Raw genomic sequence first — 25,965 nt, 5'->3', positions numbered from 1 at the left:
TCGCGAGAGGTAGACACCCAATAAGGCTTCGGCAAGTGCCGATTGTGTCGCGATCAGGCGTCGAGCGGCTTGCCGCGGACCGTGGGTCCCCAGACGCCGATCGCGACGATCACGATGACCATCGCCGTGGTGATCAGGCCGAACACCCCGCCGACGCCGGCTTCGCGCAGCATGAAAGCCACGATAAAGCCGGAGAAGGTCGCGCTGAGCCGGCTCATCGAATAGACGAGGCCGGCCGCGCGGGCCCGGATCGCGGTCGGGAACACCTCGGTCTGGTAGGCGTGATAGGCATAGGACAGCGTCATGTTGGCGCCGGTCACCAGCACGCCGCTTGCGATCAGGAGCCCCGGCTCGGTGAGTTGCGAGAACGCGAGGCCGAACACCGAGATCGCCGCGGCGGCGCCGCAAATGATCCATTTGCGCTCGAAGCGATCGGCGAAGGTTGCGGCGAGCAGCGGCGCCAGCGGATAGGCGATGGCAATGATGAAGGAATATTGCAGGCTCTTGGTGACGGTGATGCCCTTCTGGACCAGCAAGGCCGGAACCCAGTTGGCGAAACCGTAGACGCCGAAGGCCTGGCAGAGATTGAAGATCATGAAGAGCAGAATCAGCGCGCCATAGGGCGGCCGGAACAACTCGGCATAGCCGGCCGGCTTGATCGGCGCGCGCGCCGGTGCCATCGCAACTCTTGCGGCCGGCCGCGCGGCAGTTACGCCTGCGGCGGCCTCGAGCGTCCGCATGATCTTGTTGGCCTCGCCGGCGCGGCCGTGGCGAGCCAGCCAGAGCGGGCTTTCCGGCACATAGAGTCGCAGCACCCAGATCACCATGCTCGCGGTGGCGCCGATCAGGACGACCCAGCGCCAGCCGTCGATGCCGTAAGGAGCGAGCGGCACCAGCCACCACGACAGCGCCGCAACGATCGGCACCGCCGACAGCATCACGGCTTGGTTGATCGCAAAGGCGCGGCCGCGCATCCAGCTCGGCACCAGCTCGGTGATGTAAGCATCGATGGTGATGACCTCGATGCCGATCCCGATCCCGGCAATGAACCGCCACAGCAAGAGGCCGCCGGGCGTCGTCTGGCACGCCATGATGACGGAAGCGACGCTGTAGAACAGCAGCGAATAGGTGAAGACCGCCTTGCGCCCGAAGCGGTCGGCGAGGAAGCCGAGGAAGAAGGTGCCGACGAACAGGCCGGCAAAGGTCGCGGCGACGAAGGCGCCGATGCCGGAGAAGCCGAAGAAGGCCTGGGTCGTCGTTGTCATCAAGCCGCTGCGGCTGAGGCCGGGCGCGATATAGCCGGTGAAGAACAGATCGTAGATCTCGAAACAGCCGCCGAGCGACAGCAGGATCACCAGCCGCCAGACATAGGCGGAGGCGGGCAGCGCCTCAAGCCGCCGCGAGATCTCGTCGGGCTCGCTTGTCGTGCTGACACGATCGGTCACTGAGCCGACGTCGACGGCGCTCATGCTGGTCCTCCCCGAATGGTCCAATGGCCGCCTTTCTTGCGAAGGCGTGCCGGTCAGCGCCATGTTTGGCAGTTGGAAGCCAGAAATCCAGACGAACATATCGAAGGAATCGTTCGACATTTTCGATAGCGCCGATCTTGGTGAATTTCTTCACTCGAACGCGCGCTAGATCAGAAGGGTCGCCTCCCAGGCGCCGCGCCCCACCTGTTCGGCGACCAGCGAGCGGATCAGCCGGCACATTTCTTCCATCACATAGGTCATCGGGCGGTTGCGCAGGCGGCAGAGGTAGAGCGTGCGGGTCAGCCTCGGTTCGATCACCTCGCGTGCGACCAGTGCCTTTGCCTTCAATGGCTCGCTCACGAAGTGGGTCGTCGCGATCGTGCAGCCCAAACCCGCGGTGAGGGCACCGATCATGCCGCTGGTCGAGTTGAGGTGCAGGATTGCACCGGCTTCCAGCCGCTTGAGCGGTACGGGGTCGTCCAGCAGCGCGCGGGCCGACAACCCGTGCCGGAGCAGAATTAGCGGCAACTGCGCGACCTGCTCGAACGTGATGGGTCCCTTGTTGCCGATCAGCTTCTCAGTGCCGACGCAGAACATCTGCTCCTCCAGCACCGGCTCCGCGATCAGGTCCCTTTCCGATGGTGGGTTGTAGACCAGCGCGAGATCGACCTCGGAGCTCATCAGGTGCAGCAGCGTGGCACCGGAGAGGCTTTCGGTTAGCGACAGCTTCAGGTTCGGATACTTTGTCAGCACGGTGCGCATCAGCGGCACGCCGATCGCCTTCATGCCGGAATTGGCCATGCCGATCGAGATGTCGCCGGCGATCTCGCTGCCGCCTTCCTTGATCTCGCGCTCGGCCGCCGCCATCGCACGCAGAATGATGCGGGCGTGCTCGTAGAGCCGCTCGCCGGCCGCGGTCGGTTCCATGCCGCGTGGCTTGCGCTCGAACAAGGGCGTAGCGAATTCGGATTCCAGGTTCGCGATATGATGGCTGAGCGCGGATTGCGCGACATTGGCCTGATCCGCCGCGCGCGACAGGTTGCGCTGCTCGTAAACCGCAATGAAATAGCGAAGCTGGCGCGAGTCCATCGGACCTTGCGTTCTGGAACCACGAATACACTATTCGACAGATTATATTTTTCAGATAGCGTGCGGAAGCCTAGTCTCAGCAACGAAACGAGCACGGAGCGACCGATGACGGGGAGCGGACTGCCGCTGGAAGGCGTGAGGGTCGTCGAGATGACCCACATGGTGATGGGCCCGACCTGCGGCATGGTCCTGGCGCAGCTCGGCGCCGAGGTGATCAAGGTCGAGCCGCCGGCCGGCGACAAGACCCGTTCGCTCGGCGGCATGGGCGTCTCGTTCTTCCCGCTGTTCAATCGCGGCAAGCGCAGCGTCGTCCTCGATTTTGCCAAGCCTGAAGACCGCGAGACCATGCACCGGCTGCTCGCAAGCGCCGACGTGTTCCTGGAGAATTTTCGCGACGGCCAGCTCGAGAAGCAGGGGCTCGGCGCCGACGAACTGCGCAAGAAATATCCGCATCTGATCCTCGCCGGCCACAAGGGTTTTCTGTCCGGCCCCTACGACCATCGCCCCGCGCTCGATGAGGTCGTGCAGATGATGTCGGGGCTCGCGGCGATGACCGGCACGCGCGACACGCCGCAGCGAGTCGGCTCTTCCGCCAACGACATCATGGGCGGCATGTTCGGCGTGATTGCGATCCTCGCCGCGCTCTACCAGAAGCGCGGCGGCAACAAGAACGGCGCGGACATCCGCATTGGCCTGTTCGAGAACTGCCTGTTTCTGGTCGCCCAGCATATGGTCGAGTATGAGATGACCGGGCGCAAGCCGCGCTCGATGCCGGAGCGCGAGCATGCCTGGCCGATCTACAACATCTTCGAGGCCGCCGGCGGCGATCGCATCTTCATCGGCGTCGTGACCGAAGGTCACTGGCAGAGCTTTTGCCACGAGTTCGGTCTCCAGGAATTCGCGGAGGATCCGACACTGCGCACAACCACGGACCGCATCATGGCGCGTGATCGAATCATTCCGCGCGTCGCGGAGGAGATCAAACGCTGGAAGGTCGCGGATCTATCGGCCAGGCTCGACGCGCTCAACATCTGCTTCTCGCCGATCAATCGGCCAGAGGATCTGCTGCAGGACCCGCACGTGCTGCGGCCCGGCGGCCTGGTCAACAATGTCAATGCCGACGGCAAGCCGTTCCGCGTGCCCGCGCTCCCGGTCGAATGGAATGGCGGCAATATCGGCGAAGGCCTGAAAGTGCCGGTGCTCGGTGCAGATACCGATGAGGTTCGTGCCGAGCTCGAACAACAAAAACGCTCATCAACCGGAAACGCTGCGTGAGGCTGTCATGACCCGTGTTCACGATATCTATCCCAACGACAGAGTGAGCCTGCGCGAGGTCGGCCTGCGCGACGGCCTGCAGCTGGTGAAGACCTTCCCGTCGACATCGGCGAAGCAGCGCTGGGTGCGCGATGAATATGCTGCCGGCGTCAGGCATTTCGAGGTCGGCTCGTTCCTGCCTGCGAAGACCTTCCCGCAATTCGTCGATGTCCGCGACGTGGTCGCGACCATCGCCTCGCTGCCCGGCGCGCATGGCGTCGCACTGGCGCTGAACGAGCGCGGCGTCAACGAGGCGCTGGCCTCGGGCGTGGCCGAGATCGCGTCGGTGGTATCCGCGACCGAGGAACACAGCCAGGCCAACGCCAACCGTTCGCGTGAATCGGCGATCGAGAACGTCAAGCGTCTCTGCGAACTGCGTGACGCCAGCGCGGATAAGCCCGTGGTCAACGCCGCGATCTCGATGGCGCTGGGCTGCTCGATCGTGGGGGCCGTCGATCCGAAGGAGGTGCTGCGCCTCACCGAGAAGCTCTACGAGATCGGCGTCGACATGGTCGCGATCGCCGACACCGTCGGCTATGCGGGTCCGAGGCAAGTCGGCGAGCTGACGAAGGGCGCCGTGAGGATCGCGGGATCGAAGCCGGTCTGCGTTCACCTGCATGACACGCGCGGCATGGGTATCGCGAATGCCTCCGCGGCGCTCGATGAAGGCGCCCGCGTGCTCGACGGCTCGCTCGGCGGCCTCGGCGGCTGCCCGTTCGCGCCGGGCGCCACCGGCAATGTCGTGTTCGAGGATCTCGTCTTCCTCTGCGAGAGCAAGGGATTCCCGACCGGCATCGATCTCGACCGGCTCATCGCCGTGCGTTCGATCCTCAAATCCGAGATGCCGAACGAGCCGCTCTATGGCGGCCTCGCCCGCGCCGGCCTGCCCTGCGGCACCAAGGCGAAGGCAGCGTAACGAGTTCGACACGTAGCCCGGATGGAGCGGAGCGCAATCCGGGACAGTCCGTCCGGGGACGCAAGGCCCCGGATTTCGCTGCGCTGCATCCGGGCTACGCTCAATCGTGATGATGCCCACGCTTGCGCTGCTTCTTATCAGGCGCCGTCGGGATCATCACCACCCGGCCGTAGCGGACGCCGCGCTCGGCGATGATGTGGTCGGCGAAATGCCGGACCTCGCTGCTCGCGCCCTTCAGCGCCGTCACCTCCATGCAGCTGTCGTCGTCGAGATGGACGTGCAGCGTCGCCAGCGACAGATCGTGATGGCCGTGGAAGTTCTGCACCAGCCGCCTCGACAGGTCGCGTGCGGCATGATCGTAGACATAGACCAGCGCCGCCACGCATTGTCCTGAGGGCGCCTGCTCCCCGCTCTGCTGCAGCCCGGCGCGCGCGAGGTCGCGGATGATCTCGGAGCGATTCTGATAGCCGCGCTCTTCTGCGGCGGCGTCGATCTCCGCGAGCAAATCATCCTCGATGGTGATGGTGATCCGTTGCATGGGCTATCCGTGTTGGCTTGCGCGGGCGTCTTGGCCGCGACGTTCCGATCCTCACGCCGACGCCGGCTCCGTGGCCGAGATCGTCACTTGCGCAGCCGCAACTGCAACCGGTGCCTCTTCGTCAATCTCTTCAGGAACAAGCGGCGGCGACCTGCCTTCTGGAAACACACTGAATTCGCCCGCTACCTCCTGGAGCGGCTTCTGCTTGTCGGCCCAGTGCAGGGCCGTGTAGTCGAATCCATGCACGATGGTGGGTTTGACGACTTCGAAATAGGGCGAGATGTCGAAGTCGCGGGGCATGTAGAGCGAGGAATCGCGGATATGCAGAATCTCGCGGCGTGCCTTGCGGCTGGCCGCGCGCGTGATCTTGGGCAGGATCGGATAACGCACGGCTTCGAAGGCCTGCGCGATCAGCGCCGAGCAGATGATCTTGGTCGGATCGCCCGAGCCGAACGCGATCATGCGCCGCCGCCAGCGCTGCGGGATCGGCAGCGGGAACAGATAGCGCGCGAGGTCGACGATGTTCTTGGTGTCGTAGCCGAAGCCGATGCGGTTGATGGCGTAGCGGCACACCGTGGTACGGTCCTCGTAAGACAGGCCGACCGGCCGGCAGATTCGGGTGTGATAGGTGAAATATTTCGACAGCGGCGCGGACGTCACGCCTTCGCCGACATTGGCTTCGATCAGCACATGCTGTTCGCCGTCGGGCTCGGTCGCGCCTTCGACGGGGCCTACATAGAGCGCGGCATGCGACCAGGTCGACTGCGTGAGGTATTTGATGATGCCTGAAATCCGGTTGTTGCCTTCGACAAGCAGGACATCGCCGGGCTGGATGATGCCACGCAACTGATCCGGCTCGCTCGGCGTGAACGGCTCGTAACCCGGGATTTCCTTTTGCAGGTACCCCGCGATCCATTTGCCGACAGTATCGAGCATCAAGCCCATGGAATCCCCCCAAGCGGTTCTACGACCGCTCGTTGCGACATAATCATGGTCGCTGGCCGTTTCAATTTAGTTCATGCATGGCGCGGATCAATCATGATTGATTCACCATGATGGTTGCTGCGGCCAGTGAGATGCGGCACAGTTCGCGAAGCGTTCCCTTTTGCCGCAAGTCCCCGGAAACCATGCCATGACAATGACCCGCCGCGATTTCCTGTCGGCGTCCGCAGGACTCGCAGTGGCGCCTGCGCTGGGCGGCCGGGTCGATGCTGCTCCGTTGCCGCGCGAAGCCGACATCGTCGTGATCGGCGCAGGCGCGGCGGGCATTGCTGCCGCGCGACGGATCGCGGCCGCAAATCGCCAGGTGATTGTGCTCGAGGCTGCCGGCCGGATCGGCGGGCGCTGCCAGACCGATGCATCGACCTTCGACGCGCCGTTCGATCGCGGTGCGCGCTGGATGCACAATCCCGAGACCAATCCGATGGTCCGGCTGGCCCGCGCGGCCGGCCTCGAGATCGTCACCGCGCCCGCGGGCCAGAAGATCCGCATCGGCCGGCGCTATGCCCGTCCCGGCGAGACCGAGGAGTTTCTTGCGGCGCTGGTGCGTGCCAACCGCGCCATCGACGATGCCTCGCGCAAGGCCGATATTGCCTGCGCTGCGGTGTTGCCGAAGGACCTCGGCGATTGGGCCGGCACCGCGGAATTCCTGCTTGGCGCCAGCTTCAGCGGCAAGGACCTCAAGGATGCCTCCGTCGTCGACAAGGCGCGCGCGCAGGACCGCAACGCCGCGATCGGCTGCCGGCAAGGGCTCGGCGCGTTGCTCGCAAAGCTCGGCGAGCAGCTTCCGCTGGCGCTGTCGACGCCGGCACAGCGCATCCTGTGGAGCAATCGCGACGTGATGGTCGAGACGCCGGCCGGCAAGATCACGGCGCGTGCCGCCGTTGTCACCGTGTCGAGCAACGTGCTCACCAGCGGCATCATCAAATTCGCGCCGGAGATCCCGAAACGCGCGCTCGATGCCGCGGCAAAGCTCGGCCTTGGCAGCTATGATCGCATCGCGCTTCAGATGCCGGGCAATCCGCTCGGGCTGTCGCGCGACGACGTCATCATCGAGCAGAGCAATTCGACCAGGACGGCGCTGCTCTACGGCAATATCGGCGGCTCCTCCCTGTGCACGATCGACGTCGCCGGCTCCTTCGGGCGCGATCTGTCCGCGCAGGGCGAGAAGGCGATGACGGCCTTTGCGGTGGAATGGCTGACCAAGCTCTATGGCAGCGAAGTCGGTGCCGCCGTGAAGAAGACCAGCGCCACGCGCTGGAATACTCAGCCCTTCGTTCTCGGCGCGATGTCGGCCGCTGCTCCCGGCGCGCAGTTCTCGCGCAGGGTTTTGACCGAGCCGATCGGCTGCCTCTATCTCGCCGGCGAGGCCACGCATGAGACGCTGTGGGGCACCGTCGATGGCGCCTGGGAGAGCGGCGAACGCGCCGCGGACGCCGCGCTGCGACGGATCGGCGGGCTGAGGGAGGCGGCGCCGGAAGCGCGAGCGCCGGCAGCAAAGCATCGATCGCGCCGTGCGCCGGCGCGTACGGCCGCGCCGATGCGTTAAGTCGCAGCCGCCAGTACAACGCGATCGAGCGTCATAGCTAGATTTGCTGAAGTAAGCTCCGCATATCAGATGTCGTCCCGGCCTAGTGCGCAATTGCGGGCCGGGACCGATGTCGCGCCCCATCTACCGGCGTCGTCCTGGCGAAACAGGCCGTGCAAAAATGTCGGCGCGGTGCCTGGAGCTGAGAACGAGGAGGGCACCCTCAAGCTGGACAGGGCCGGAGCGCCTTGAGCAGAGCGGGTACGCTCTTGATGGCAATCAGTCTCTTGAGGTTGTAGGCGATGATGCTGAGCGCCAGTTCGGCTTTGGCTTTGCGCAATCCGCGGACGAGGAAGCGCGGGGTTCCCATCAACCATTTGATGGTCGCGAACGGATGCTCGGCGACTTCGCGGCGGAGCCTCATCCAGCTTGGATCGGCGATCGCCCGCTGATGCATGGCCTCGCGGTCATCGTCATGGAAGCCGCGCACGATGATCCGCTGCGCCGCCTCGGTGCATTGCGATTTCAGCGGACAGGCCGGGCAGGCTTGCGTCCGATATTCCTTCTTCTGTTTGGTGTGGGAGGTCTTGAAGAGTTGGAGGACCTCACCGGCAGGGCAACCCCAGCTGTCGCTCTCTCGGGCGTAGCTGAACTGATCGCGGCTGAAGTATTGCTTGCCCTTCGGATTGACCCGCTCGCCATGCGGTACGATCGCGGTGATCCCGTCCTGCTCACATTGCTTGCCGTGCGCGCCGTTGGCATAGCCGGTATCGGCAACGACGCTCACCTGATCGGCGCCGACGGCCGCCTTGCCCTGCCGGGCCATCGGGTGGAGTTGCTGCAGATCGTTGCCCTCGTTGGTCAGATCGAACGCAACGATCATGTCATGCTGGGCATCGACCGCGATCTGTGCATTGTAGGCAACCTGATGGCCGCGCGGCGTGCGCATGAGCTTGGCCTCAGGCTCACCCAGCACCTTCTGCTTGAGCCCTTCCTGAACCAGCTGTTCGGCCTGCTGCTGCAATTCAGCCCGCTGAGCCCTCAACGCGGCAAGGGCTGCAGCCACGTCGGTCTTGGTCGGCTCAAGCGGCGTCTCCTCGGCGTCGGCCTCATCCATCGCCGTCAGGTAGTCGGCGATCTTGCGCTCGATCGCCGCATCCCGCTCCGCAAGCTTCGCCTTGGTGATCACCTGCTTGCGGCTCGCCGCCGCAGCAATCTTGCTCCCGTCGATCGCCAGGACTTCGCCTCCAAACACCGATTGCTCGCGGCAGAACTTTATAAAGGCCCGGCAGACCCCGGCAATCGCCTCAGGATAGTCCTTGCGGAAGTCCGCAATGGTCTTGAACACCGGCCTCACCCGGTTGATCAGCCAGAACACTTCGACATTGCGCCGAGCCTCACGCTCAAGCCGCCGGCTCGAACGCATCTGGTTCAGATACCCGTAGACATAAAGCTTCAACAGATCGCGCGGATCGTAAGGCGGCCGCCCCGTCGCCTCCGCCTCAACGTTCGAGAAACCCAGCCCGGCAAGGTCCAGGCTGTCCACAAAACCGTCAATGACGCGCACCGCGCTGTCTGCCGCGATCACCTCGTCCAACGTCTCGGGATACAACGTCGCCTGATAGCGCGATTGGCCAACGATGTGTGCCATCCTGCCCCCGAATCCGTCTCTGCCTCCCAAATCCAACATCAGACCGTGGTTTTTGCACGGCCTGGAAAGCCAGGACCCATAACCACCGCATTTGGTGACGAACGGGATCTTGGCCCCAGCGTCGCGCAACAATGAGCATTTGGGGTAATGGGTCATGGCTTTCGCCAGGACGACAGTGAGTGTGTGGCGCAGCTTGTGAATCATGCGTTCGCATTCTCGCGGCGCGATGCGTCCGAGGTTTTCATCGATCTTCGCCACCCTGAAGAGCAGAGGGCGCAGGGAAAGCCGGGTGCCGATCGCACCCATGGGTCCCGTGCAAATGGAAAGCACGGGAGGTAGGACCACAGGTGTAACCGGAGCAATCCCGGCTTTCCCTGCGCGATGGGTTACGGCTTATACGCGCTCTCCCCGGCGAGACTGGGCTTTGTTGTCACCGTCATCAGGGAGAGAGCTTGCCCTCTACTGATGAGACACCTGCCACTAGGGCGTCAGGCCTGCACGACTTCACCGTCCGCTTCACGCGCACTCGTCAGTTGCGCAATCGGCGTCCACCGCATCTCACGCCGCGTTCGTGACGATCGCGATCCGCCCCTCATCGGGTGAGACGGGTGGATCATAGACTGAGTTGCCCTTCCGAAAAACAGAAATATTTTTGATGCAGGGGCTTGCCACGTCGGGCAACTCAGTGATTGGCGCGTTAGGGAAGCACCGGCAGAAGGGTTCCCTCCCCCTTGCAGGGGGCAGGGCAATCGCATATGACCCCGGCGGGCTCCGGGGCTGACGTTTCCACGTCGTCATGGCCGCGCTTGTTCCGGCCATCCACATCTCTCTTTACATGGAAAAACAAAGACGTGGATGCCCGGGACAAGCCCGGGCACGACGAGTTTGTGGGGTACACCAACCACACCGCATGCATCGAACGCGCAGCGTGATCAGCATAGGGGGGGAGGGAGCCTGAGCTGTGTGCTCACCTCACCGTCAACCCGGGCTCGACGCTTCGTGTCGCCGGGAATGGCAAGAGGAGATGGCCGCCCTTTCACACCGGCAGCTTCAGCTCCATCAAATCCTTCGCGACCACGATCCGGCCGGAATAATGCTTCTTCACGTCCCTGGTCCAGTCCTCGTCGGTGACGAGCGGATCGTCGCCGGGAACGAAGTGGCTGAGCGCGAGCACCTTCACATTGGCGGCGGCGGCGATGCGGCCGACATCCTCGGTCGAGGTGTGGCTGTCGAGCAGATGCTTCTTCAGCGTCGCGCCGTTCTTGGTCTTCGCCACCAGGCGATCGACCGCGGGGATGTAGAGGCACTCGTGCACGAGCACGTCGGCGCCCTTGGCGAAGTCGGCGAGCTTCGGATTGTAGGCGGTATCGCTGGAGAACACGATGACGCCGTCGGGCGTTTCGAACTTGTAGGCGAAGTTGTCCGTGATCGGCGGATGCGGGGTGCGGAATGCGGTGACGGTCACCTCCGATGTCTTCAGCACCACGCCGTCTTCGGTGATGTCTTTTGCGATCAGGAGCTTGCGCGGGTCGGGGCGGCCTTCATCGGCGATCCGCGTCTCGACGTCGAACTTGTTGAGCTCCCAATACTCCCTGGTCATCGCCTCGATCCCCTTCGGGCCGAACGAATGGATCGGCGTCGTGAGGCCGGCGGCCCAGGCGTTGTAGAACAGGTTGCCGTATTCGAGGTTGTGGTCGGAGTGGTGATGGCTGATGAGGATGTATTTCACCGAAGGGATCGGCACGCCGGCGCTGACGAGCTGACGGCTGACGCCCATGCCGCAATCGATCACGAACGGCGTGTCGTCGACGACGACGAGATTGGCGGGATTGGAGGCGCCGATGCCGACGCGCGGCCCGCCCTTGGTGCCGAGGAACACGATGCGCGTCCGCGGCTTTGCCGCTTGCGCGCGAACAGTGGGTGCGGCGAGCATGGCGGCGCTGCCGAGCGCCAGCTTCAACGCGTTGCGGCGGTCGATCATGAATCTCTCCCTTGAGTGCGGCGGTTGCACCGGCCGTTCCGTCTAGAACACCTCTCCCCATCGGGGAGAGGTGGAGTTCGGACGTGGATGCAGTGCAACGCACGTCGCTTAGGTTCTAGCTGTCGCGCAAAATGCCATCAAGCGCCGGCAGGCCGGCGATGACGGCGGCGGCGATCAGCGCATAGCAGATCGCACGGAAGATTGCTTCGCTCGCCTTGCCGAACAGCGAAGCGCCGAACCAGACGCCGATGCCGTAGATCGGGCCGACGATCAGCGAGAACTTGACCGAGTCGAAGGTGATCAGTCCGGTGAACCAGTAGCTGGCCAGCGAGAAGAAATCGGAGGCGCCGAAGAACAGCAGGATGTTGGCGCGGGAGATCGCCGATGGGATCGGACGGCCGAGCCAGTAGCCGACGATCGGCGGACCGCCGGTCTGCGCGAGGCCGCTGCAAAAGCCGGACAGGCCGCCAATCCCGACCGACAGCGCCGCGTGATCCTTGCCGCGATAGCGCCAGCCGGACAGCAGCAGCACCAGCAAGGCCGCGACGAAGCAGGAGATGATCCAGCGCGTGGTGACGGGATCGAGCACCGTGAGGAAATAGGTGCCGATGGGAACGCCGATCAGGGCGCCGGCGACCATGACCGCTGTCGCCTTGTGGTCGGCATGCTTCCAGGCGTTCGGCAATAGCGGCGTGGCCGCGACGAAATCGATCACGAGCAGCAGCGCTGCCACCAATCGCGGCGCCGCGATGCTGCTCGCCAGTGGCATGAAGATCAGCGCCGAGCCGAAGCCGGAAAAGCCGCGCGCCGTGCCGGAGACGAACGCGATCCCGCAGATCGCGAGCGCAACCGCGGTGCTGACGTCGGACGGGATGAGGCTGAGGGAGTTCATGGGAGGGAACGCGACCGGCGATGATTTCAGTTCGACCTCGCCCCGCGTGCGGGGAGAGGTCGAAATTAGAGCTTCGCTTGAATTTCGTGTGAGAGGGAGCCTCCGCATACTCCGTCCTCACCTTTTTCGCGGGACGAGCCCCTCACCCCGACCCTCTAAGAGCGAGCTGCGCTCGTCTCGACCCCGTAAGAACGGGGAGAGGGAGCGCGACTACGCTGGATGGCCAGCGCCGTCCGATCCACGACATAGGCGCGGCTGGCACGCTCCATCCATTCCCTCCCCCGCTTGCGGGGGAGGGTTAGGGTGGGGGCTCGCGCCGCAATGGTGATCTCAACGCGGTTCAGCTGCTTGTCCCCTACGCCCGATCTTCGTTGAGGCGATCGGCTGCCTACCGATATTCCCTTCGCGGAGAGACCTCCACCCCGGCCCTCCCCCGCAAGCGGGAGAGCCCGCAAGCGGGAGAGGGAGTGTTGCAGCGTGCTCGGCCGCATCACCCGCGCAGCGTACCGCCGGTCTTCTTGGTCACTTCGGCGACGACCTTCGCCGCGACGGCGTCGATCTCCTGATCGGTCATCGTCTTCTCGCGCGGCTGGATGGTCACGGCGATGGCGATCGACTTCTTGTCGGGATCGATGCCCTTGCCCTCATAGACGTCGAACACGGTGACGCCGGAGATCAGCTTCTTGTCGACGTTCTGCGCAGCGCGGACGATGTCGCCCGCCTTCACGCCGCGATCGACGATGAAGGCGAAGTCGCGCGACACCGGCTGGAATGCCGACAGCTCGATCGCCGGCTTGGCGCGGGTTGCCCGCTGCTTGCCCTCCGGGATGCACTCCAGGATCACCTCGAACACGATCATCGGGCCGTCGGCGCCGAGCGCCTCGGCGGCACGCGGATGCAATTCGCCGAAAGTGCCGAGCACGTTCTGCGGGCCCATCTGAATGGTGCCCGAACGTCCCGGATGCAGCCAGGCAGGGCCGCCGGGCACGATCTGCAGCGCCTGTACCGGCGCGCCGGCGGCCGCCAGCACGGCGAAGGCGTCGGCCTTGGCGTCAAACACGTCCGCGGTCGACGAGCCGGACCAGTGGCGGCCGACACCCTTCGTCGAGGCGTAGCCGTGGCGCACGCCGGAGGCGGCGACGAACTGGTCCTCCGGCCTGTCGCCGCGGAACACCTGGCCGACCTCGAACAGCGCGACATCGGGATAGCCGCGGTTGATGTTGGATTGCGCCGCAGCGACGAGGCCGGGCAGCAGGCTCGGCCGCATGTCGGAGAGGTCAGCTGCGATCGGGTTGGCGAGCACGAGCTCGGGCTGTCCGCCACCGAACATCTTGGCCGCGTCGCTGGTGATGAACGACCAGGTCACCGCTTCCACCATGCCGCGCGCGGCCAACGCACGCTTGGCGCGGCGGGTGCGGAGCTGAATCGGTGTCAGCACCGGCTTGCGCGGCTCCTCGCCGCGATCGAACGGCGTCATCGGCACCTTGTCGACGCCGACGATGCGCACGATCTCCTCGACGATGTCGGCCTTGCCGTGAACGTCGGTGCGCCAGGACGGGATTGCGATCTTCACGACGGGACCATTGCCGGCCAGCATGAAGCCGAGCCGGCTCAGGATCAGCTTCACCTCGACCAGCGGCGCCTCGATGCCCGCAAGGCGCTTGACCTCCGTGAGCGGGAAATCGATCACGCGATCCTCGCCGAAGCGATTGCCAACCACGACGTTCTCGGACGGCGCACCGCCGCAGAGATCCATCACCATCCTGGTCGCGAGCTCGAGCCCCGGCACCATGAAGGCCGGATCGACGCCGCGCTCGAAGCGATAGCGCGCGTCCGAATTGATGCCGAGCTTGCGGCCGCTATGGGCGATGTTGATCTCGTTCCACAGCGCCGATTCGATCAGCACGTCGGTGGTGTTCTCATCGCAGCCCGAGGCCTCGCCGCCCATGATGCCGGCGAGCGATTCGACGCCATGCTCGTCAGCGATCACGCAGACATTGTTGTCGAGCGTATAGGTGCGGCCGTCGAGCGCGAGCAGCGTCTCGCCATCCTTGGCGCGGCGGACGGTGAGATTGCCCTTCACCTTCCTGGCGTCGAACACATGCAACGGGCGCGCGCGGTCGTAGGTCATGAAGTTGGTGATGTCGACCAGCGCGTTGATCGGGCGCAGGCCGATCGCGGTCAGCCGCTTCTGCAGCCATTCCGGCGACGGGCCGTTCTTCACCCCGCGCACCAGGCGTAGCGCGAAGCCCGGGCAGAGATCGGGATCTGCCACCGTCACCTGCACCGGACAGGGGAATTCACCCTTGATCGGCTTGATCGCGGGCTCCTTGAGCTTGCCCATGTCGGCCGCGGAGAGATCGCGCGCGATGCCGTGCACGCCGGTGCAGTCCTGCCGGTTCGGCGTCAAATTGATCTCGATGACGGGATCGCCGAGCGCGGCCCATTCGGCAAAGCCCTTGCCGACCGGCGCATCCGCCGGCAGCTCCATGATGCCGTCGTGGTCCTCGGAGATCTGCAGCTCGGCCGCCGAGCACAGCATGCCGCGGCTCTCGACGCCCCGGATCGTGCCGACGCCGAGCGTGATGTTCTTGCCGGGGATGTAGGTGCCGGGCGGCGAGAACACGCTGATCAGCCCGGCACGCGCGTTCGGCGCGCCGCACACCACCTGCACCGGCGCGCCGCCGTCGCCGGTGTCGACCATGCACACGCGCAGGCGATCCGCATTGGGATGCTGCTCGGCCGAGATCACGCGCGCGATGGTGAACGGCGCAAGTTGCTTCGCCTTGTCCTCGATGCTCTCGACCTCGAGCCCGATCATGGTGAGCTTGTCGGCGAGCTTTTCCAGCGGCTCATCGGTCTCGAGATGGTCCTTCAGCCAGGAGAGGGTGAACTTCATGACGACGGCTTCTCCAGTCCCCTCTCCCGCTTGCGGGGCGCGACGAGCCCAGCTCGCGCTGAGAGGGTTAGGGTGGGGGCTCTCTCCGCGATGGCAGCGGCGATTGTTTCGAGGACGCCTGCGCGGTTTGTCAGGACGTCGAGGTTGCTGAAGCGAAGGACCTTGAAGCCCTTCGCTTCAATGACGGCGGAGCGCGCCGCATCGGCGCGTTCGCCCTGATCTGAGAAATGCTGACCACCGTCGAGTTCGATGACAAGCTTCGCTGCAGGGCAAACGAAGTCGGCGACGTAGTTGTCGATTGGGACCTGGCGGCGGAAGATTGCGCCGTTGAGTCGATTGGCGCGCAGCTCGGACCAGAGGATTCGCTCGACATCGGTCGAGTTCCTGCGAAGCGCGCGCGCATTCGAACGCAGTTTCTGGGGGACCTTCCAGTCCGGGTGTTCAGGATCGACCATCGCTAGCCCCTTTGTGGAGAGACCCCCACCCCAGCCCTCCCCCGCAAGCGGGAGAGGGAGTCCGACCGTTCGTGGCGGTAGAGTCTTCGCATCCATTCGAGCGAGCTCCATCCATTCCCTCTCCCGCTTGCGGGGGAGGGTCAGGGTGGGGGCTCGCGCCGCATCGGGGGACTTAACGAGACTCACGAACTCAATCCCCCCGCGATCGTCGGGATGTCGAGCGGCTTGAAGCCGTAGTGGTTCAGCCAGCGGACGTCGCTGTCGAACAGTTGGCGCAAATCGGCGATGCCGTATTTCAGCATCGCGATGCGGTCGATGCCCATGCCCCAGGCGAAGCCCTGGTAGACGTCGGGATCGAGTCCGCAGGCGCGCAGCACGTTCGGGTGCACCATGCCGCAGCCGAGAATCTCGAGCCAGTCCTCGCCCTCGCCGAAGCGGATCTCGCCCTTGTCGCGGCGGCACTGGATGTCGACCTCGAGCGACGGCTCGGTGAACGGGAAGAACGACGGCCGGAACCGCATGTTGATATGGTCGACCTCGAAGAACGCCTTGCAGAACTCGTGCAGAATCCATTTGAGGTGGCCGAGATGCGAGCCCTTGTCGATCACGAGGCCCTCGACCTGGTGGAATTGCGGCGTATGCGTCGCGTCCGAGTCGATGCGATAGGTGCGGCCGGGGCAGATCACGCGGATCGGCGGCTTCTGCGTCAGCATGGTTCGCACCTGCACCGGCGAGGTGTGGGTGCGCAACAGCATGCGCGAGCCGTCTTGCTTCGGATTGAAGAAGAAGGTGTCGTGCATCTCCCGCGCCGGATGGCCTTCGGGGAAGTTCAGCTTGGTGAAGTTGTAATCGTCGGTCTCGATATCGGGCCCTTCGGCGACCGAGAATCCCATGTCGGCGAAGATCGTGGTGAGCTCGTCCCACACCTGGCTCAGCGGATGGATGCGGCCGGCCTCGGCGGGCGTCTCGCGCAAAGGCAGCGTGACGTCGACGGTCTCGGAGGCGAGGCGCGCATCGAGCGCGGCCTGCTTCAGCACGTCGCGCTTTGCTGCGAGCGCCTGGGTCACCGCATCCTTGGCGAGGTTGATCTTCGCGCCCTCTGACTTGCGCTCCTCCGGCGACATCTTGCCGAGGGTGGCGAGCAGGGCGGAGATCGAGCCCTTCTTGCCGAGGGCGGCCACGCGCACGGCCTCGAGGGCGGGCTCGTCGCCGGCGGCGGCGATCTGGTCGAGAATGGATTTTTCGAGCGTTGCGAGGTCGGACACGGTCAATTCCCTGCACTTTGGCCGGAGCATGATCTATCCGGAAAACCGGTACCCACTTTTCCGGATCATGCTGCAAAATTCGGCTGGGTTGTCGCCGCCCGAAGGCCGTAACGTCAAGCAAAAAGCCGGTCATTTCGGGCGGATGACGGGCTGCGTTGAACCCCGCGCGGAGGCCGGGCTACCCAAGTGGAATAGCAGGAGACTGCGCGATGTTCTTGCGATCCTGTCTGGCCGTATTGGCGGTGCTGTTCGCTCTCGGCGCGGCGCAAGCCGCCACGGAGGAATGTCCCGCCAAATCGACCCAGATGGATGACATCATCGCGGCCCTGAAGGCGGCGCCGAGCTGCAACCGCGCGATGACGATCTTCGAGTCGTGCGAATACGGCGCCAGCGGAGACGTCCAATTCGGCGCCGTGGTCGAGCAAAAGTGCGAGGCGGACTTCCTGTCCGGCCTCGGGGCGTCGCGGAAAAAGGCCTACCAGCGCGAGATGCGGGTCTGCGACCGAAAGTACCGGAATGAATCCGGCACCATGTACATATCGTTCACAGGATTTTGCCGGGCGGAGGTCGCCCAGCGTTACTCGCAAAAGGCGCTGAAAGCGGCGGGCCCGAAGGCCCGCTAGGATCAGGCAGCCAGAGCAGCCTTGGCCTTTTCGGCGATCGCCTGGAACGCCGCGGGCTCGTGGATCGCGAGATCCGACAGCACCTTGCGGTCGACCGTGATGCCCGACTTGGAGAGACCGTCGATAAATCGGCTGTAGGTCATGCCGAACGGACGAACGGCGGCGTTGAGGCGCTGGATCCAGAGCGCGCGGAAGGTGCGCTTCTTGCGCTTGCGGTCGCGGAACGCGTACTGGCCGGCCTTTTCGACCGCCTGCTTGGCGATGCGGATCGTGTTCTTGCGGCGGCCGTAATAGCCCTTGGCGGCCTTGTAGACTTTCTTGTGCTTGGCGTGAGCGGTCACACCGCGTTTGACGCGAGACATGACGGAAATCCTTGAGATCTAGAAGAGGTGACGGAGCGCCGCGCGGTCGCGGCGGGGTTCAAGCAGATGCGCGCGATCAGGCGTGCGGCAAGAAGTACTTCTTGACGTTGTCGCCGTCGGTCTTGAACAGCACGCGGGTGCCGCGGAGCTGACGGATCTGCTTCTTCGTCCGCTTGATCATGCCGTGGCGCTTGCCGCGCTGGGCGTGCATGACTTTGCCGGTGGCAGTCACCTTGAAGCGCTTTTTGGCGCCCGATTTGGTCTTCAACTTGGGCATTTGGCTCTCCTTCAGGCCAAGCACGAAATCCGCCCCGAGAGGCGTGCGGCCGGCTAAAATGCTCGTTAGAGCGTTGAAAGTGCTAAGGTTTTTTCCGAATTGAAAGAACCTGCACGACACGTCGCCACGGCAGCCCTTGATCAGCCGGGCGGCGAAGGCCGGCTTATGGCAGAGGATCGGCCATTTTGCAACGATTGAAGCGGGGAAACGGGTCCGGAACCGTAGCCCGGATGGAGCGGAGCGAAATCCGGGACGGTGCATCCGCGGCTTGACCTGCCCCGGATTGCGCTGCGCTCCATCCGGGCTACTGGAATCCGGGCTACGAAAAGAAACAGCCCGCCAGACGATCTGGCAGGCCGTTTCATCGCGAACAACGGACTGATCGAACTAGCGCGGCGCCAGCACCATCACGACCTGGCGGCCCTCGAACTTCGCGTCCTGCTCGACCTTGGCGAACTCCGCGACGTCGGCCTTCACCTTGTCCAGGAGCTTAGTGCCGATCTCCTGGTGCGCCATCTCACGACCGCGGTAGCGCAAGGTGATCTTGACCTTGTCGCCTTCCTCGAAGAAGCGCTGCATCGCGCGCATCTTCACGTCGTAGTCGTGATCGTCGATCATCGGGCGGAGCTTGATCTCCTTGATCTCGACGACCTTCTGCTTCTTGCGGGCTTCGGCGGCTTTCTTCTGCGCGGAATACTTGTACTTCCCGTAGTCCATGATCTTGCAGACGGGAGGGCTGGTATTCGGCGAAATCTCGACGAGGTCCATGCCGGCTTCCATGGCCATGCGCACGGCCACCACGGTTTCAACGGTGCCTTTGTTGACACCGTCCTGATCAATCAGCTGGATCTGTGCGTTGCGGATCTCGTCATTGGTGCGCGGCCCGTCTTTGGCGACTGTCGGCGGGGCTCTATTGGGACGGCGAATGGGTAACTCTCCAAAGTTGTGAAAGGGAAGGCGGATATTTTGAAGCAAGATGCTGCAACGGGCAAGCGTGCTCGCCATTTACGCGGCAAAACCGCCGATTGCGAGGCATTTTGGCCACGCCCGGCACATATAGCGGGCACGCGTGCTCCGCAAGGCGTGGACCCCAGCCGTTGACCGATGCCATCAGCTCATCGAAAACCAATTGTCTGACACGCGAGTGACCGAACCATGAGCCAAATCGCCGCCCCCGATCAGGAACCCGCCTTCATCGAGCTCGGCGAGGGCAATGGCCGGCGCCGGATCGCGGTGCGCGCCCGTTCAGGCAGCAGTCCCGGGCTGTTCTGGCTCGGCGGTTTCAATTCCGACATGAAGGGCACCAAGGCGATCGCGCTCGACACGTGGGCCGCCGAGCACGGCCGCGGCTGCGTCAGGTTCGACTATTCCGGCCACGGCGAATCCGGCGGGCAATTCGTCGACGGCACGATCGGCCGCTGGCTCGAAGAGAGCGTGGCGGTATTCACCGAGTTCTGCCGCGGGCCGCAGGTGGTGATCGGCTCGTCGATGGGCGGCTGGATGGCGCTGTTGCTGGCGCGCGAGATCGCCAGGCGCGGCAACGGTCAGGCACAGCTCGCGGGTTTGGTGCTGATCGCGCCGGCGCCGGATTTCACCGAAGAGCTGATGTGGAAGGGGTTCTCGCCGGAGATCCGCGCCGAGATCGAGACCAAGGGCGTCTGGCTCCGGCCCTCGGAATATGGCGACGGCACGCCCTATCCGATCACGCGCAATTTGATCGAGGAGGGCCGCAACCACCTCCTGCTCGGCAGCAAGATCGACGTCGGCTGCCCGGTGCGCATCCTGCAGGGCGCGCAGGATCCCGACGTGCCGTGGAAGCATGCCTTTGCGCTGGTGCACCGGCTGCCGGCCGAGGACGTCGTGCTGACCATGATCCAGGACGGCGACCATCGCCTGTCGCGGCCGCAGGACATCGCGCGGATCATCGCCGCCGTGGCGGAGATCGGCTAATTGCTGTCATCATCCGCGAAAGCGGATGATCCAGTACGCCGCGGCCCCTCGATTCAAAGCAGCCCCTCTGGAATACTGGATGCCCCGCCTGCGCGGGGCATGACGGCGGGAGGAATGCCAATGACGATCAACGACATGCTGCGCGCATTCTGCGACGCGGTCGAGCAGCGCAACGGCAAGGCTTTTGCAAGCCTCTTCACCGAGGACGGCGTCTATCACGACGTGTTCTACGGCGCGTTCAAGGGCCACGCTCGGATCGCCGAGATGATCGACGACTGGTTCTACCGGACCGCGACCGATTTCCGCTGGGACATGCACGACCCCGTCAGCGACGGCGAGACACTCTACGCGCGCTACACGTTCAGCTACCGCTCGACCTTGCCCGAAGCCAACGGCGCCCGCGCGATGTTCGAGGGCGTCTCGATCATGACGCTGCGGGACGGCAAGATCACTTGTTATCACGAGGTCGCCAACACCGCGCCCGCCTTCGTCGACCTGAATTTCGCGCCGGAGCGGATCGCCAAGATCGTCGCCAAGCAGGGCGCCGCGCTGAAGGCACGGCCGGAGATGGCGCGGCATCTGACGCCTTAAGGCAAGATGAGTTTGGATCGAATCGGTTCGGCGACGGACTCGCCTTACCTCTCCCAAGGGAGAGGTGAATCTCCGTTGCCGTTCCAGCTCGACCTAGTCTCATCACGCCTTAGCCTCCTCAGCACCGTCATTGCGAGGAGCGATAGCGACGAAGCAATCCATGTTTCAGCGTAGGCGGAACGATGGATTGCTTCGTCGCTATCGCTCCTCGCAATGACGACGGAGAGTGATTACGGCGGCGGCGGATTGGTCATCGGCCGGCGCTGGGCCAGCGCCGCGACCGTCGACGTGCCGATCGGCCCCTTCTCGTCGTAGAGCCAGCATTCGCCGATCGCGATGCCGTCGGTGGCGTGATGGTTCACCACCTCGAAGCCGATCCATCGCGTCAGCGGCAGGCGATGCAGATAAATCGTGACATCGCTGTTGATGTAGCCGAGCCCCTGGTCGCCGGCGTTGGCGAACGGGCTGGCGAAATCCGCGCCGGTCGCGACGTGGACGAACGGCGTCATCGCCACGCCCTCGACGAGCTCGCGCACCTCGCTCATCCAGAGCCGGCGGGCACCCAGCGAGCCCATGTGGCCTGTGATCGGCCGCGTTTCCCATTTGCCGTTCATGCCGAGCCGGGGATCGGTCGGCTTCGGAATGTCCGATGGCGCCGGCACCTCCCAGTTCGGCGGCGACCAGACGTTGCCGGGCGCATTTTCCGTTTTGCGCAACAGCTGACAGGAGGCGCGCGCCATGCTGGTGCCGCCGGAGACAAATTCGGCCTCGATCACCTTGATGCGCATGCCGTCACGCACCAGCCTCGTCGTCACCTCGATCGGCGTCGTGATGTTGGGCAGCCGGAACATGTCGACGGTCAGCCGCGCCGGCACGAAATCATCGGAGCCGTGGCGCTCCTCGATGACAAAAGCGAGCAGGCCGATCACGACGCGGCCGTGCAGGGATTCCGGACTCCACGGTCCGTTCGCAACGGCCGTCGGCATGAAGCCGTTGCCGTGCCTGGTGAAGAAGGGCTGGTTTGTCATGGCGCGCGACCATGACGGGAACAGCGCGATGAAATCAAGAGGCAGCGCGGGCCGCGCGCCACTCCTGCTGCACGGTGACGTCGGGCTCGCCGCCGGCCCGCGACGCCAGCGCCGCGAACTCATCCCGCGCGATCAGTTGCGACAACGCCCACACCGCGGCGCCGCGCACCAGCGGGCTTGCATCGCCAAGCAAGCGCCGCGCTTCGCCCGCGAGGCTCGCATCGTCCGAATTGCCGATCGCGATCAGCACATTGCGGATGAAGCGGTCGCGGCCGATGCGCTTGACCGGTGATTTCGCAAACAGCGCGCGAAAGGCTCCATCGTCGAGCCGCGCCAGATCGGCAAGATTTGGCGCGCGCAACGCGTCGCGCGCGGCGAGCTTCTGTTCGCGTCCCGCTTGCGCGAACTTGTTCCACGGGCACACGGCAAGGCAGTCGTCGCAGCCATAGATGCGGTTGCCGATGCTCTTGCGGAATTCGTGCGGGATCGGTCCCTTGTTCTCGATGGTGAGATACGAGATGCAGCGCCGCGCATCGAGCTTGTAGGGAGCGGGAAACGCCGCGGTCGGGCAGATGTCCTGACAGGCGCGGCAGCTGCCGCAATGATCGGTGTCAGGCTCGTCGCGCGGTAGCTCGGTGGCGGAATAGATCGCGCCGAGGAACAGCCACGAGCCGAATTCGCGCGAGACGAGATTGGTGTGCTTGCCCTGCCAGCCGATGCCGGCGGCCTGCGCCAAGGGCTTCTCCATCACGGCGGCGGTGTCGATGAACACCTTCACCTCGTCGCCAGTGGTCGCAGCGAGCCATCGCGCCAACGTCTTCAGGCGCTTCTTGATCACTTCGTGATAATCGTCGCCCTGCGCATAGACCGAGATCGCGCTGCGGCTGCGGCGCTCAAGAATTCTGAGCGGATCCTCGTTGGGTCCATAGTTGACGCCGAGCATGATGATCGAGCGCACCCCCGGCCACAACCCGCGCGGATCGGTGCGGCGCGCGGGGCTGGCGGCGAGCCAGTCCATGTCGCCATGGCCGCCGCTGTCGAGGAATTCGAGGAAATGCCTGCCGGCCTGCGCGATGGCGTCGGGACCGGTGATGCCGATGCTGTCGAAGCCGAGCGCATGCGCCTCGCGCATCAGCGCCGCCTTCAGATCATCAGGAGAAAGCCTGACCGTCTGGTTCAGAAGTCGAGGTCCACATAGGTGCGCGACGCCGGCACCCCCGCCAGCCATTCGCTGAGCAGCGGGCGAAACGACGGGCGGGATTTCACCCGCGCGTACCACGACTTTGCAGCGTCGTCCTCGCTCCATGGCACGTCGCCTAGATAATCGATCGCCGAAAGATGCGCCGCGGCGGCGAGATCCGCGTAAGTAAGCCGGTCGCCGGCGAGATAGTTCCGCGTCTTCGCGAGCCAGCCGATATAGCTCAAATGATAACGCACATTGACCTTGGCCGCGCGCATGATGTCGGGGGCCGGCGGACCGCCGCCATTGTCCTCGCTCATGAAACGCTTGTAGATGCGCTCGGTCACCAGCGGGTTGGAGGCTTCCTCGAAGAACTTTTCGTTGAACCACGCCATCAGCCGGCGCACCTCGACGCGCTCGGCCATCGACGTCGGCAACAGCCGTCGCTCGCCGGCGTTAAGGCCATGCGCCTCGTCGACATATTCGGCGATGATCGCAGCACCCGGAACCGGCGGAAAGCCCTCCGCGATCAACACCGGTGTGGTCGCCGCCGGATTGAGCGCAAGAAACGCTTCGCGCCGTTCCCAGACCCGCTCCTCCACAAGGCGCAGATCGAGGCCGTACTCGCCGAGCACGAGGCGGATGAATCGCGAATGCGGACAGAACGGATGGTGATACAGCGTGTACATGCAGTCCTTGGTAGTGTCGCGGCGCTTAAGAAACCATCAACCTGTGTGACGTGAACTTGAGGGGCTTGGCCGAACCAGCCTCGATCGACTCTATGTCGCGTGATCACGCAAAGCGGTAGCCACCCCCGCGGGGGGTGCGGGTCACAAAAACGCTATAGCTCAGCAAATCCGTCAGGCAACAACTGTTTGCCGTTTTTTTGCGATTGCAGCATAGGGGTGAATAGGCCAGAAGAGCGCGGTTCTTCCAGACAGGGGCAGACCACATCATGATGACGGATACGCTGCGGGCCGTGATTCTCGGCATTGTCGAGGGCGTCACGGAGTTCCTGCCGGTTTCTTCGACGGGCCACCTGCTGCTTGCTGAGCGCTTCTTCAATCTCGGCGAAGGCGACTTCTGGAAGAGCTTTGCGATCCTGATTCAGCTCGGCGCGATCCTGGCGATCGTCGTCCTTTATTTCGCCAAATTGTGGCGCATCGCGCTCGGCATGTTCACCAATCCCGACGACCGGCGCTTCGTCATCGGCGTGCTGGTGGCCTTCCTGCCGGCGGTGGTGATCGGTCTGATTGCCGGCAAATACATCAAGGAATTCCTGTTCAATCCGTGGGTGGTCTGCTTCTCGCTGATCGTCGGCGGCGCCATCCTGCTGTGGGTCGATCAGCTCGATCTCAAGTTCTATGAGGACGACGCGACCCGATTCCCGTTGCTGATGTACTTCTGGATCGGCGTTGCGCAGTGCATGGCGATGATCCCCGGCGTGTCGCGCTCGGGCGCCAGCATCGTGGCCGCGATGTTGCTCGGCGCCGACAAGCGCTCGTCGGCGGAGTTCTCGTTCTTCCTCGCGATCCCGACCATGATCGGCGCGTTCGCCTATGATTTCTACAAGAACCGCGGCGACTTCACGACCGACGGCCTCGGCATCATCGCGATCGGCTTCGTGGTCTCGTTCATCACCGCGGTCATCGTGGTGCGAGCGTTCCTCAACTTCGTCACCCGCCGCGGCTTCACCTTCTTCGCCTGGTGGCGCGTGATCGTCGGCACGCTCGGCCTGATCGCGCTGGCGATGGGCCGGTAAGACAAGTCACTCGAAGTTTCGCTGTGTTTTCACCTCTCCCGCTTGCGGGGGAGGTCTTATTGCATCGAAGATGCAATACGGGTGGGGGCTCTCTCCACACGAAGGTTATCGCTCATGGCAACACCCCCACCCCAGCCCTCCCCCGCAAGCGGGAGAGGGGGCGGAGTCCCGTTGCGACTGCGCCTACGCGCTCTTCTTCTGGAACTGCCCCGTCGCGCGGAAGCGCCAGAGATATTGCCGGGCGATGGTTTCCATCGAGTCGGGCCTGATGCCGAGGCCGGCGAAGGTCAGGCCCTCTGCCCTCGCAGCATCCGACACCACATTGTCGGCGCGCAGCATCGCGACCTGGTCCGGGGTCAGCTTGAGCGCGCCGGGGGCGAACTGCAGGAACACCGACATCAGCCTGGCGAGGCCGAACGGCAGCGGCACCAGCATGCGGTCACGCTTGGTGATCTCCAGGATGATCTTCATTACCTCGCGCATGGTCAGCACTTCCGGCCCGCCGAGCTCGTAAGTTGCGCCGGCCTTGGTCTTGCCGTCGACGGCGTCGGCCACGGCCCGCGCCACGTCGGCGACATAGGCCGGCTGCAGCTTGTTGACCCCGCCGCCGACCAGCGGCAGCGCCGGCGACATCCGCGCCAGCGCCGCAAAGCGGTTGGTGAAGTGATCCTCGGGCCCGAACAACAGCGACGGCCGGATGATCGTGGCCGAGGGAGAAGCAGCGAGCACTGCCTGCTCGCCGGCGGCCTTGGAGCGGAAATAGCCGGAGGCCGAATTCTCGTTGGCGCCGATCGCCGAGACATGGACCATCCGGGCGCCTGCGGCAGCCGCCGCCTTGGCAACCGTCTCGGCCCCCTTCTGCTGCACGGCGTCGAAGGTCTGCCCGCCGCCCTGGGCCAGGATGCCCACCAGGTTGATGGCGACATGCGAATCACGCATCGCGGCCTCAACCGAGGCGGGGTAGCGCACATTGGCCTGCACGGCGTGGATCTGCCCGACCCGGCCGAGCGGCTGCAAATGGCCGGCAAGCTCGGGCCGCCGCACCGCGACTCGGATGCGGTAATCGCGCTTGCAGAGCGCCCGGACCACGTTCCGCCCCAGAAAACCCGATCCGCCGAAGACAGTGACGAGCGTGTCGAGGTTCGATGCCATGAGGTCAGTTCCTGCCGGATTCGAGAGTTATTGAGGGTATTTAG

The 25,965-nt window shown here is 64.5% G+C and carries 25 protein-coding genes; 8 read left to right on the top strand and 17 right to left on the bottom strand.

Annotation, left to right across the window (positions count from 1 at the left end; genetic code table 11):
* Positions 1 to 53: 53 nt before the first annotated feature.
* The gene (locus tag MTX19_RS00710) at positions 54 to 1,469 is read right to left on the bottom strand and encodes an MFS transporter (protein ID WP_280982035.1); all 1,416 of its coding nucleotides are present in this window, start codon (positions 1,467 to 1,469) and stop codon (positions 54 to 56) included.
* On the opposite strand from MTX19_RS00710, the gene MTX19_RS00705 reads away from it, so the two are divergent.
* Positions 1,468 to 1,638 carry a hypothetical protein gene (locus tag MTX19_RS00705; RefSeq protein WP_280982034.1) on the top strand — a complete coding sequence of 57 codons (171 nt, stop codon included), beginning with the start codon at positions 1,468 to 1,470 and terminating at the stop codon, positions 1,636 to 1,638. The two genes, MTX19_RS00710 and MTX19_RS00705, sit on opposite strands and share 2 nt — an antisense overlap.
* Here the strand turns inward: MTX19_RS00705 and MTX19_RS00700 are convergent.
* Positions 1,635 to 2,558 carry a LysR family transcriptional regulator gene (locus MTX19_RS00700; RefSeq protein WP_280982033.1) on the bottom strand — a complete coding sequence of 308 codons (924 nt, stop codon included), beginning with the start codon at positions 2,556 to 2,558 and terminating at the stop codon, positions 1,635 to 1,637. The genes MTX19_RS00705 and MTX19_RS00700 overlap by 4 nt on opposite strands.
* A 105-nt stretch (positions 2,559 to 2,663) precedes the next feature.
* On the opposite strand from MTX19_RS00700, the gene MTX19_RS00695 reads away from it, so the two are divergent.
* Positions 2,664 to 3,833 carry a CoA transferase gene (locus tag MTX19_RS00695; RefSeq protein ID WP_280982032.1) on the top strand — a complete coding sequence of 390 codons (1,170 nt, stop codon included), beginning with the start codon at positions 2,664 to 2,666 and terminating at the stop codon, positions 3,831 to 3,833.
* Positions 3,834 to 3,840: 7 nt separating this feature from the next.
* Positions 3,841 to 4,788 carry a hydroxymethylglutaryl-CoA lyase gene (locus tag MTX19_RS00690; RefSeq protein WP_280982031.1) on the top strand — a complete coding sequence of 316 codons (948 nt, stop codon included), beginning with the start codon at positions 3,841 to 3,843 and terminating at the stop codon, positions 4,786 to 4,788.
* 100 nt (positions 4,789 to 4,888) lie between these two features.
* On the opposite strand, the gene nikR is transcribed toward MTX19_RS00690, so the two are convergent.
* Positions 4,889 to 5,326, bottom strand: a complete 438-nt coding sequence (gene nikR, locus MTX19_RS00685; RefSeq protein WP_280982030.1) for a nickel-responsive transcriptional regulator NikR — start codon at positions 5,324 to 5,326, stop codon at positions 4,889 to 4,891.
* Between the two features lie 51 nt (positions 5,327 to 5,377).
* The gene (locus MTX19_RS00680) at positions 5,378 to 6,271 is read right to left on the bottom strand and encodes a YiiX/YebB-like N1pC/P60 family cysteine hydrolase (RefSeq protein ID WP_280982029.1); all 894 of its coding nucleotides are present in this window, start codon (positions 6,269 to 6,271) and stop codon (positions 5,378 to 5,380) included.
* Positions 6,272 to 6,458: 187 nt separating this feature from the next.
* On the opposite strand from MTX19_RS00680, the gene MTX19_RS00675 reads away from it, so the two are divergent.
* Positions 6,459 to 7,874, top strand: a complete 1,416-nt coding sequence (locus tag MTX19_RS00675) for an NAD(P)/FAD-dependent oxidoreductase (RefSeq protein ID WP_280982028.1) — start codon at positions 6,459 to 6,461, stop codon at positions 7,872 to 7,874.
* A gap of 202 nt (positions 7,875 to 8,076) precedes the next feature.
* Here MTX19_RS00675 and MTX19_RS00670 read toward each other — a convergent pair whose 3' ends face one another.
* From MTX19_RS00670 to pheS, 6 genes are all read right to left on the bottom strand, one after another.
* Positions 8,077 to 9,504 carry an IS1182 family transposase gene (locus tag MTX19_RS00670; protein ID WP_280983057.1) on the bottom strand — a complete coding sequence of 476 codons (1,428 nt, stop codon included), beginning with the start codon at positions 9,502 to 9,504 and terminating at the stop codon, positions 8,077 to 8,079.
* Positions 9,505 to 10,540: 1,036 nt separating this feature from the next.
* Positions 10,541 to 11,485, bottom strand: coding sequence for an MBL fold metallo-hydrolase (locus MTX19_RS00665; RefSeq protein ID WP_280982027.1), 945 nt, complete (start codon positions 11,483 to 11,485; stop codon positions 10,541 to 10,543).
* A 115-nt stretch (positions 11,486 to 11,600) separates the two neighbouring features.
* Positions 11,601 to 12,377, bottom strand: coding sequence for a sulfite exporter TauE/SafE family protein (locus tag MTX19_RS00660; protein ID WP_280985791.1), 777 nt, complete (start codon positions 12,375 to 12,377; stop codon positions 11,601 to 11,603).
* 490 nt (positions 12,378 to 12,867) lie between these two features.
* On the bottom strand, positions 12,868 to 15,276 hold the full coding sequence (pheT, locus tag MTX19_RS00655) for a phenylalanine--tRNA ligase subunit beta (RefSeq protein WP_280982025.1): 2,409 nt from the start codon (positions 15,274 to 15,276) through the stop codon (positions 12,868 to 12,870).
* On the bottom strand, positions 15,273 to 15,731 hold the full coding sequence (locus MTX19_RS00650; protein ID WP_280982024.1) for an endonuclease domain-containing protein: 459 nt from the start codon (positions 15,729 to 15,731) through the stop codon (positions 15,273 to 15,275). The genes pheT and MTX19_RS00650 overlap by 4 nt, the downstream gene beginning before the upstream one ends.
* Before the next feature lie 182 nt (positions 15,732 to 15,913).
* Positions 15,914 to 16,996: a phenylalanine--tRNA ligase subunit alpha gene (gene pheS, locus MTX19_RS00645; protein WP_280982023.1), complete on the bottom strand. Its 1,083-nt coding sequence runs from the start codon at positions 16,994 to 16,996 to the stop codon at positions 15,914 to 15,916.
* A gap of 209 nt (positions 16,997 to 17,205) precedes the next feature.
* On the opposite strand from pheS, the gene MTX19_RS00640 reads away from it, so the two are divergent.
* Positions 17,206 to 17,619 (top strand): hypothetical protein, encoded by a 414-nt coding sequence (locus MTX19_RS00640; RefSeq protein ID WP_280982022.1) that lies wholly within the window; start codon positions 17,206 to 17,208, stop codon positions 17,617 to 17,619.
* Positions 17,620 to 17,621: 2 nt separating this feature from the next.
* Here the strand turns inward: MTX19_RS00640 and rplT are convergent, their stop codons facing one another.
* The 3 genes from rplT to infC all read right to left on the bottom strand — a co-directional run bounded on the left by rplT (position 17,622) and on the right by infC (position 19,185).
* A complete protein-coding gene (gene rplT, locus MTX19_RS00635) occupies positions 17,622 to 17,981 on the bottom strand; it encodes a 50S ribosomal protein L20 (RefSeq protein WP_280974727.1) in 360 nt (119 codons plus the stop codon).
* A 76-nt stretch (positions 17,982 to 18,057) separates the two neighbouring features.
* A complete protein-coding gene (rpmI, locus tag MTX19_RS00630) occupies positions 18,058 to 18,258 on the bottom strand; it encodes a 50S ribosomal protein L35 (RefSeq protein WP_280982021.1) in 201 nt (66 codons plus the stop codon).
* A 387-nt stretch (positions 18,259 to 18,645) separates the two neighbouring features.
* Complete coding sequence (infC, locus tag MTX19_RS00625) at positions 18,646 to 19,185, bottom strand: translation initiation factor IF-3 (protein WP_280984652.1); 540 nt, start codon at positions 19,183 to 19,185, stop codon at positions 18,646 to 18,648.
* Positions 19,186 to 19,413: 228 nt separating this feature from the next.
* Here infC and MTX19_RS00620 point away from each other — a divergent pair, with 228 nt between their 5' ends.
* Both MTX19_RS00620 and MTX19_RS00615 read left to right on the top strand, forming a co-directional pair.
* Positions 19,414 to 20,208: an alpha/beta hydrolase gene (locus MTX19_RS00620; protein ID WP_280982020.1), complete on the top strand. Its 795-nt coding sequence runs from the start codon at positions 19,414 to 19,416 to the stop codon at positions 20,206 to 20,208.
* Between the two features lie 120 nt (positions 20,209 to 20,328).
* Positions 20,329 to 20,799, top strand: a complete 471-nt coding sequence (locus MTX19_RS00615; protein ID WP_280982019.1) for a nuclear transport factor 2 family protein — start codon at positions 20,329 to 20,331, stop codon at positions 20,797 to 20,799.
* Positions 20,800 to 21,029: 230 nt separating this feature from the next.
* On the opposite strand, the gene MTX19_RS00610 is transcribed toward MTX19_RS00615, so the two are convergent.
* The 3 genes from MTX19_RS00610 to MTX19_RS00600 are packed head-to-tail and all read right to left on the bottom strand — an operon-like array spanning position 21,030 to position 23,696.
* Positions 21,030 to 21,827, bottom strand: coding sequence for an acyl-CoA thioesterase domain-containing protein (locus tag MTX19_RS00610; protein ID WP_280982018.1), 798 nt, complete (start codon positions 21,825 to 21,827; stop codon positions 21,030 to 21,032).
* Positions 21,828 to 21,861: 34 nt separating this feature from the next.
* Positions 21,862 to 23,055: a tRNA epoxyqueuosine(34) reductase QueG gene (queG, locus tag MTX19_RS00605; protein ID WP_280982017.1), complete on the bottom strand. Its 1,194-nt coding sequence runs from the start codon at positions 23,053 to 23,055 to the stop codon at positions 21,862 to 21,864.
* A complete protein-coding gene (locus MTX19_RS00600; RefSeq protein WP_280974721.1) occupies positions 23,004 to 23,696 on the bottom strand; it encodes a glutathione S-transferase family protein in 693 nt (230 codons plus the stop codon). The genes queG and MTX19_RS00600 overlap by 52 nt, the downstream gene beginning before the upstream one ends.
* A 266-nt stretch (positions 23,697 to 23,962) precedes the next feature.
* On the opposite strand from MTX19_RS00600, the gene MTX19_RS00595 reads away from it, so the two are divergent.
* The gene (locus MTX19_RS00595) at positions 23,963 to 24,769 is read left to right on the top strand and encodes an undecaprenyl-diphosphate phosphatase (protein ID WP_280982016.1); all 807 of its coding nucleotides are present in this window, start codon (positions 23,963 to 23,965) and stop codon (positions 24,767 to 24,769) included.
* A gap of 183 nt (positions 24,770 to 24,952) precedes the next feature.
* On the opposite strand, the gene MTX19_RS00590 is transcribed toward MTX19_RS00595, so the two are convergent.
* Positions 24,953 to 25,921: a complex I NDUFA9 subunit family protein gene (locus tag MTX19_RS00590; RefSeq protein WP_280982015.1), complete on the bottom strand. Its 969-nt coding sequence runs from the start codon at positions 25,919 to 25,921 to the stop codon at positions 24,953 to 24,955.
* Positions 25,922 to 25,965 lie beyond the last annotated feature (44 nt).

This window comes from Bradyrhizobium sp. ISRA464 (assembly GCF_029910095.1).
Lineage (GTDB): Bacteria > Pseudomonadota > Alphaproteobacteria > Rhizobiales > Xanthobacteraceae > Bradyrhizobium.
The sequence above is the reverse complement of the archived record's forward strand: the minus strand, read 5'-3'. Positions and strand labels throughout refer to the sequence as shown.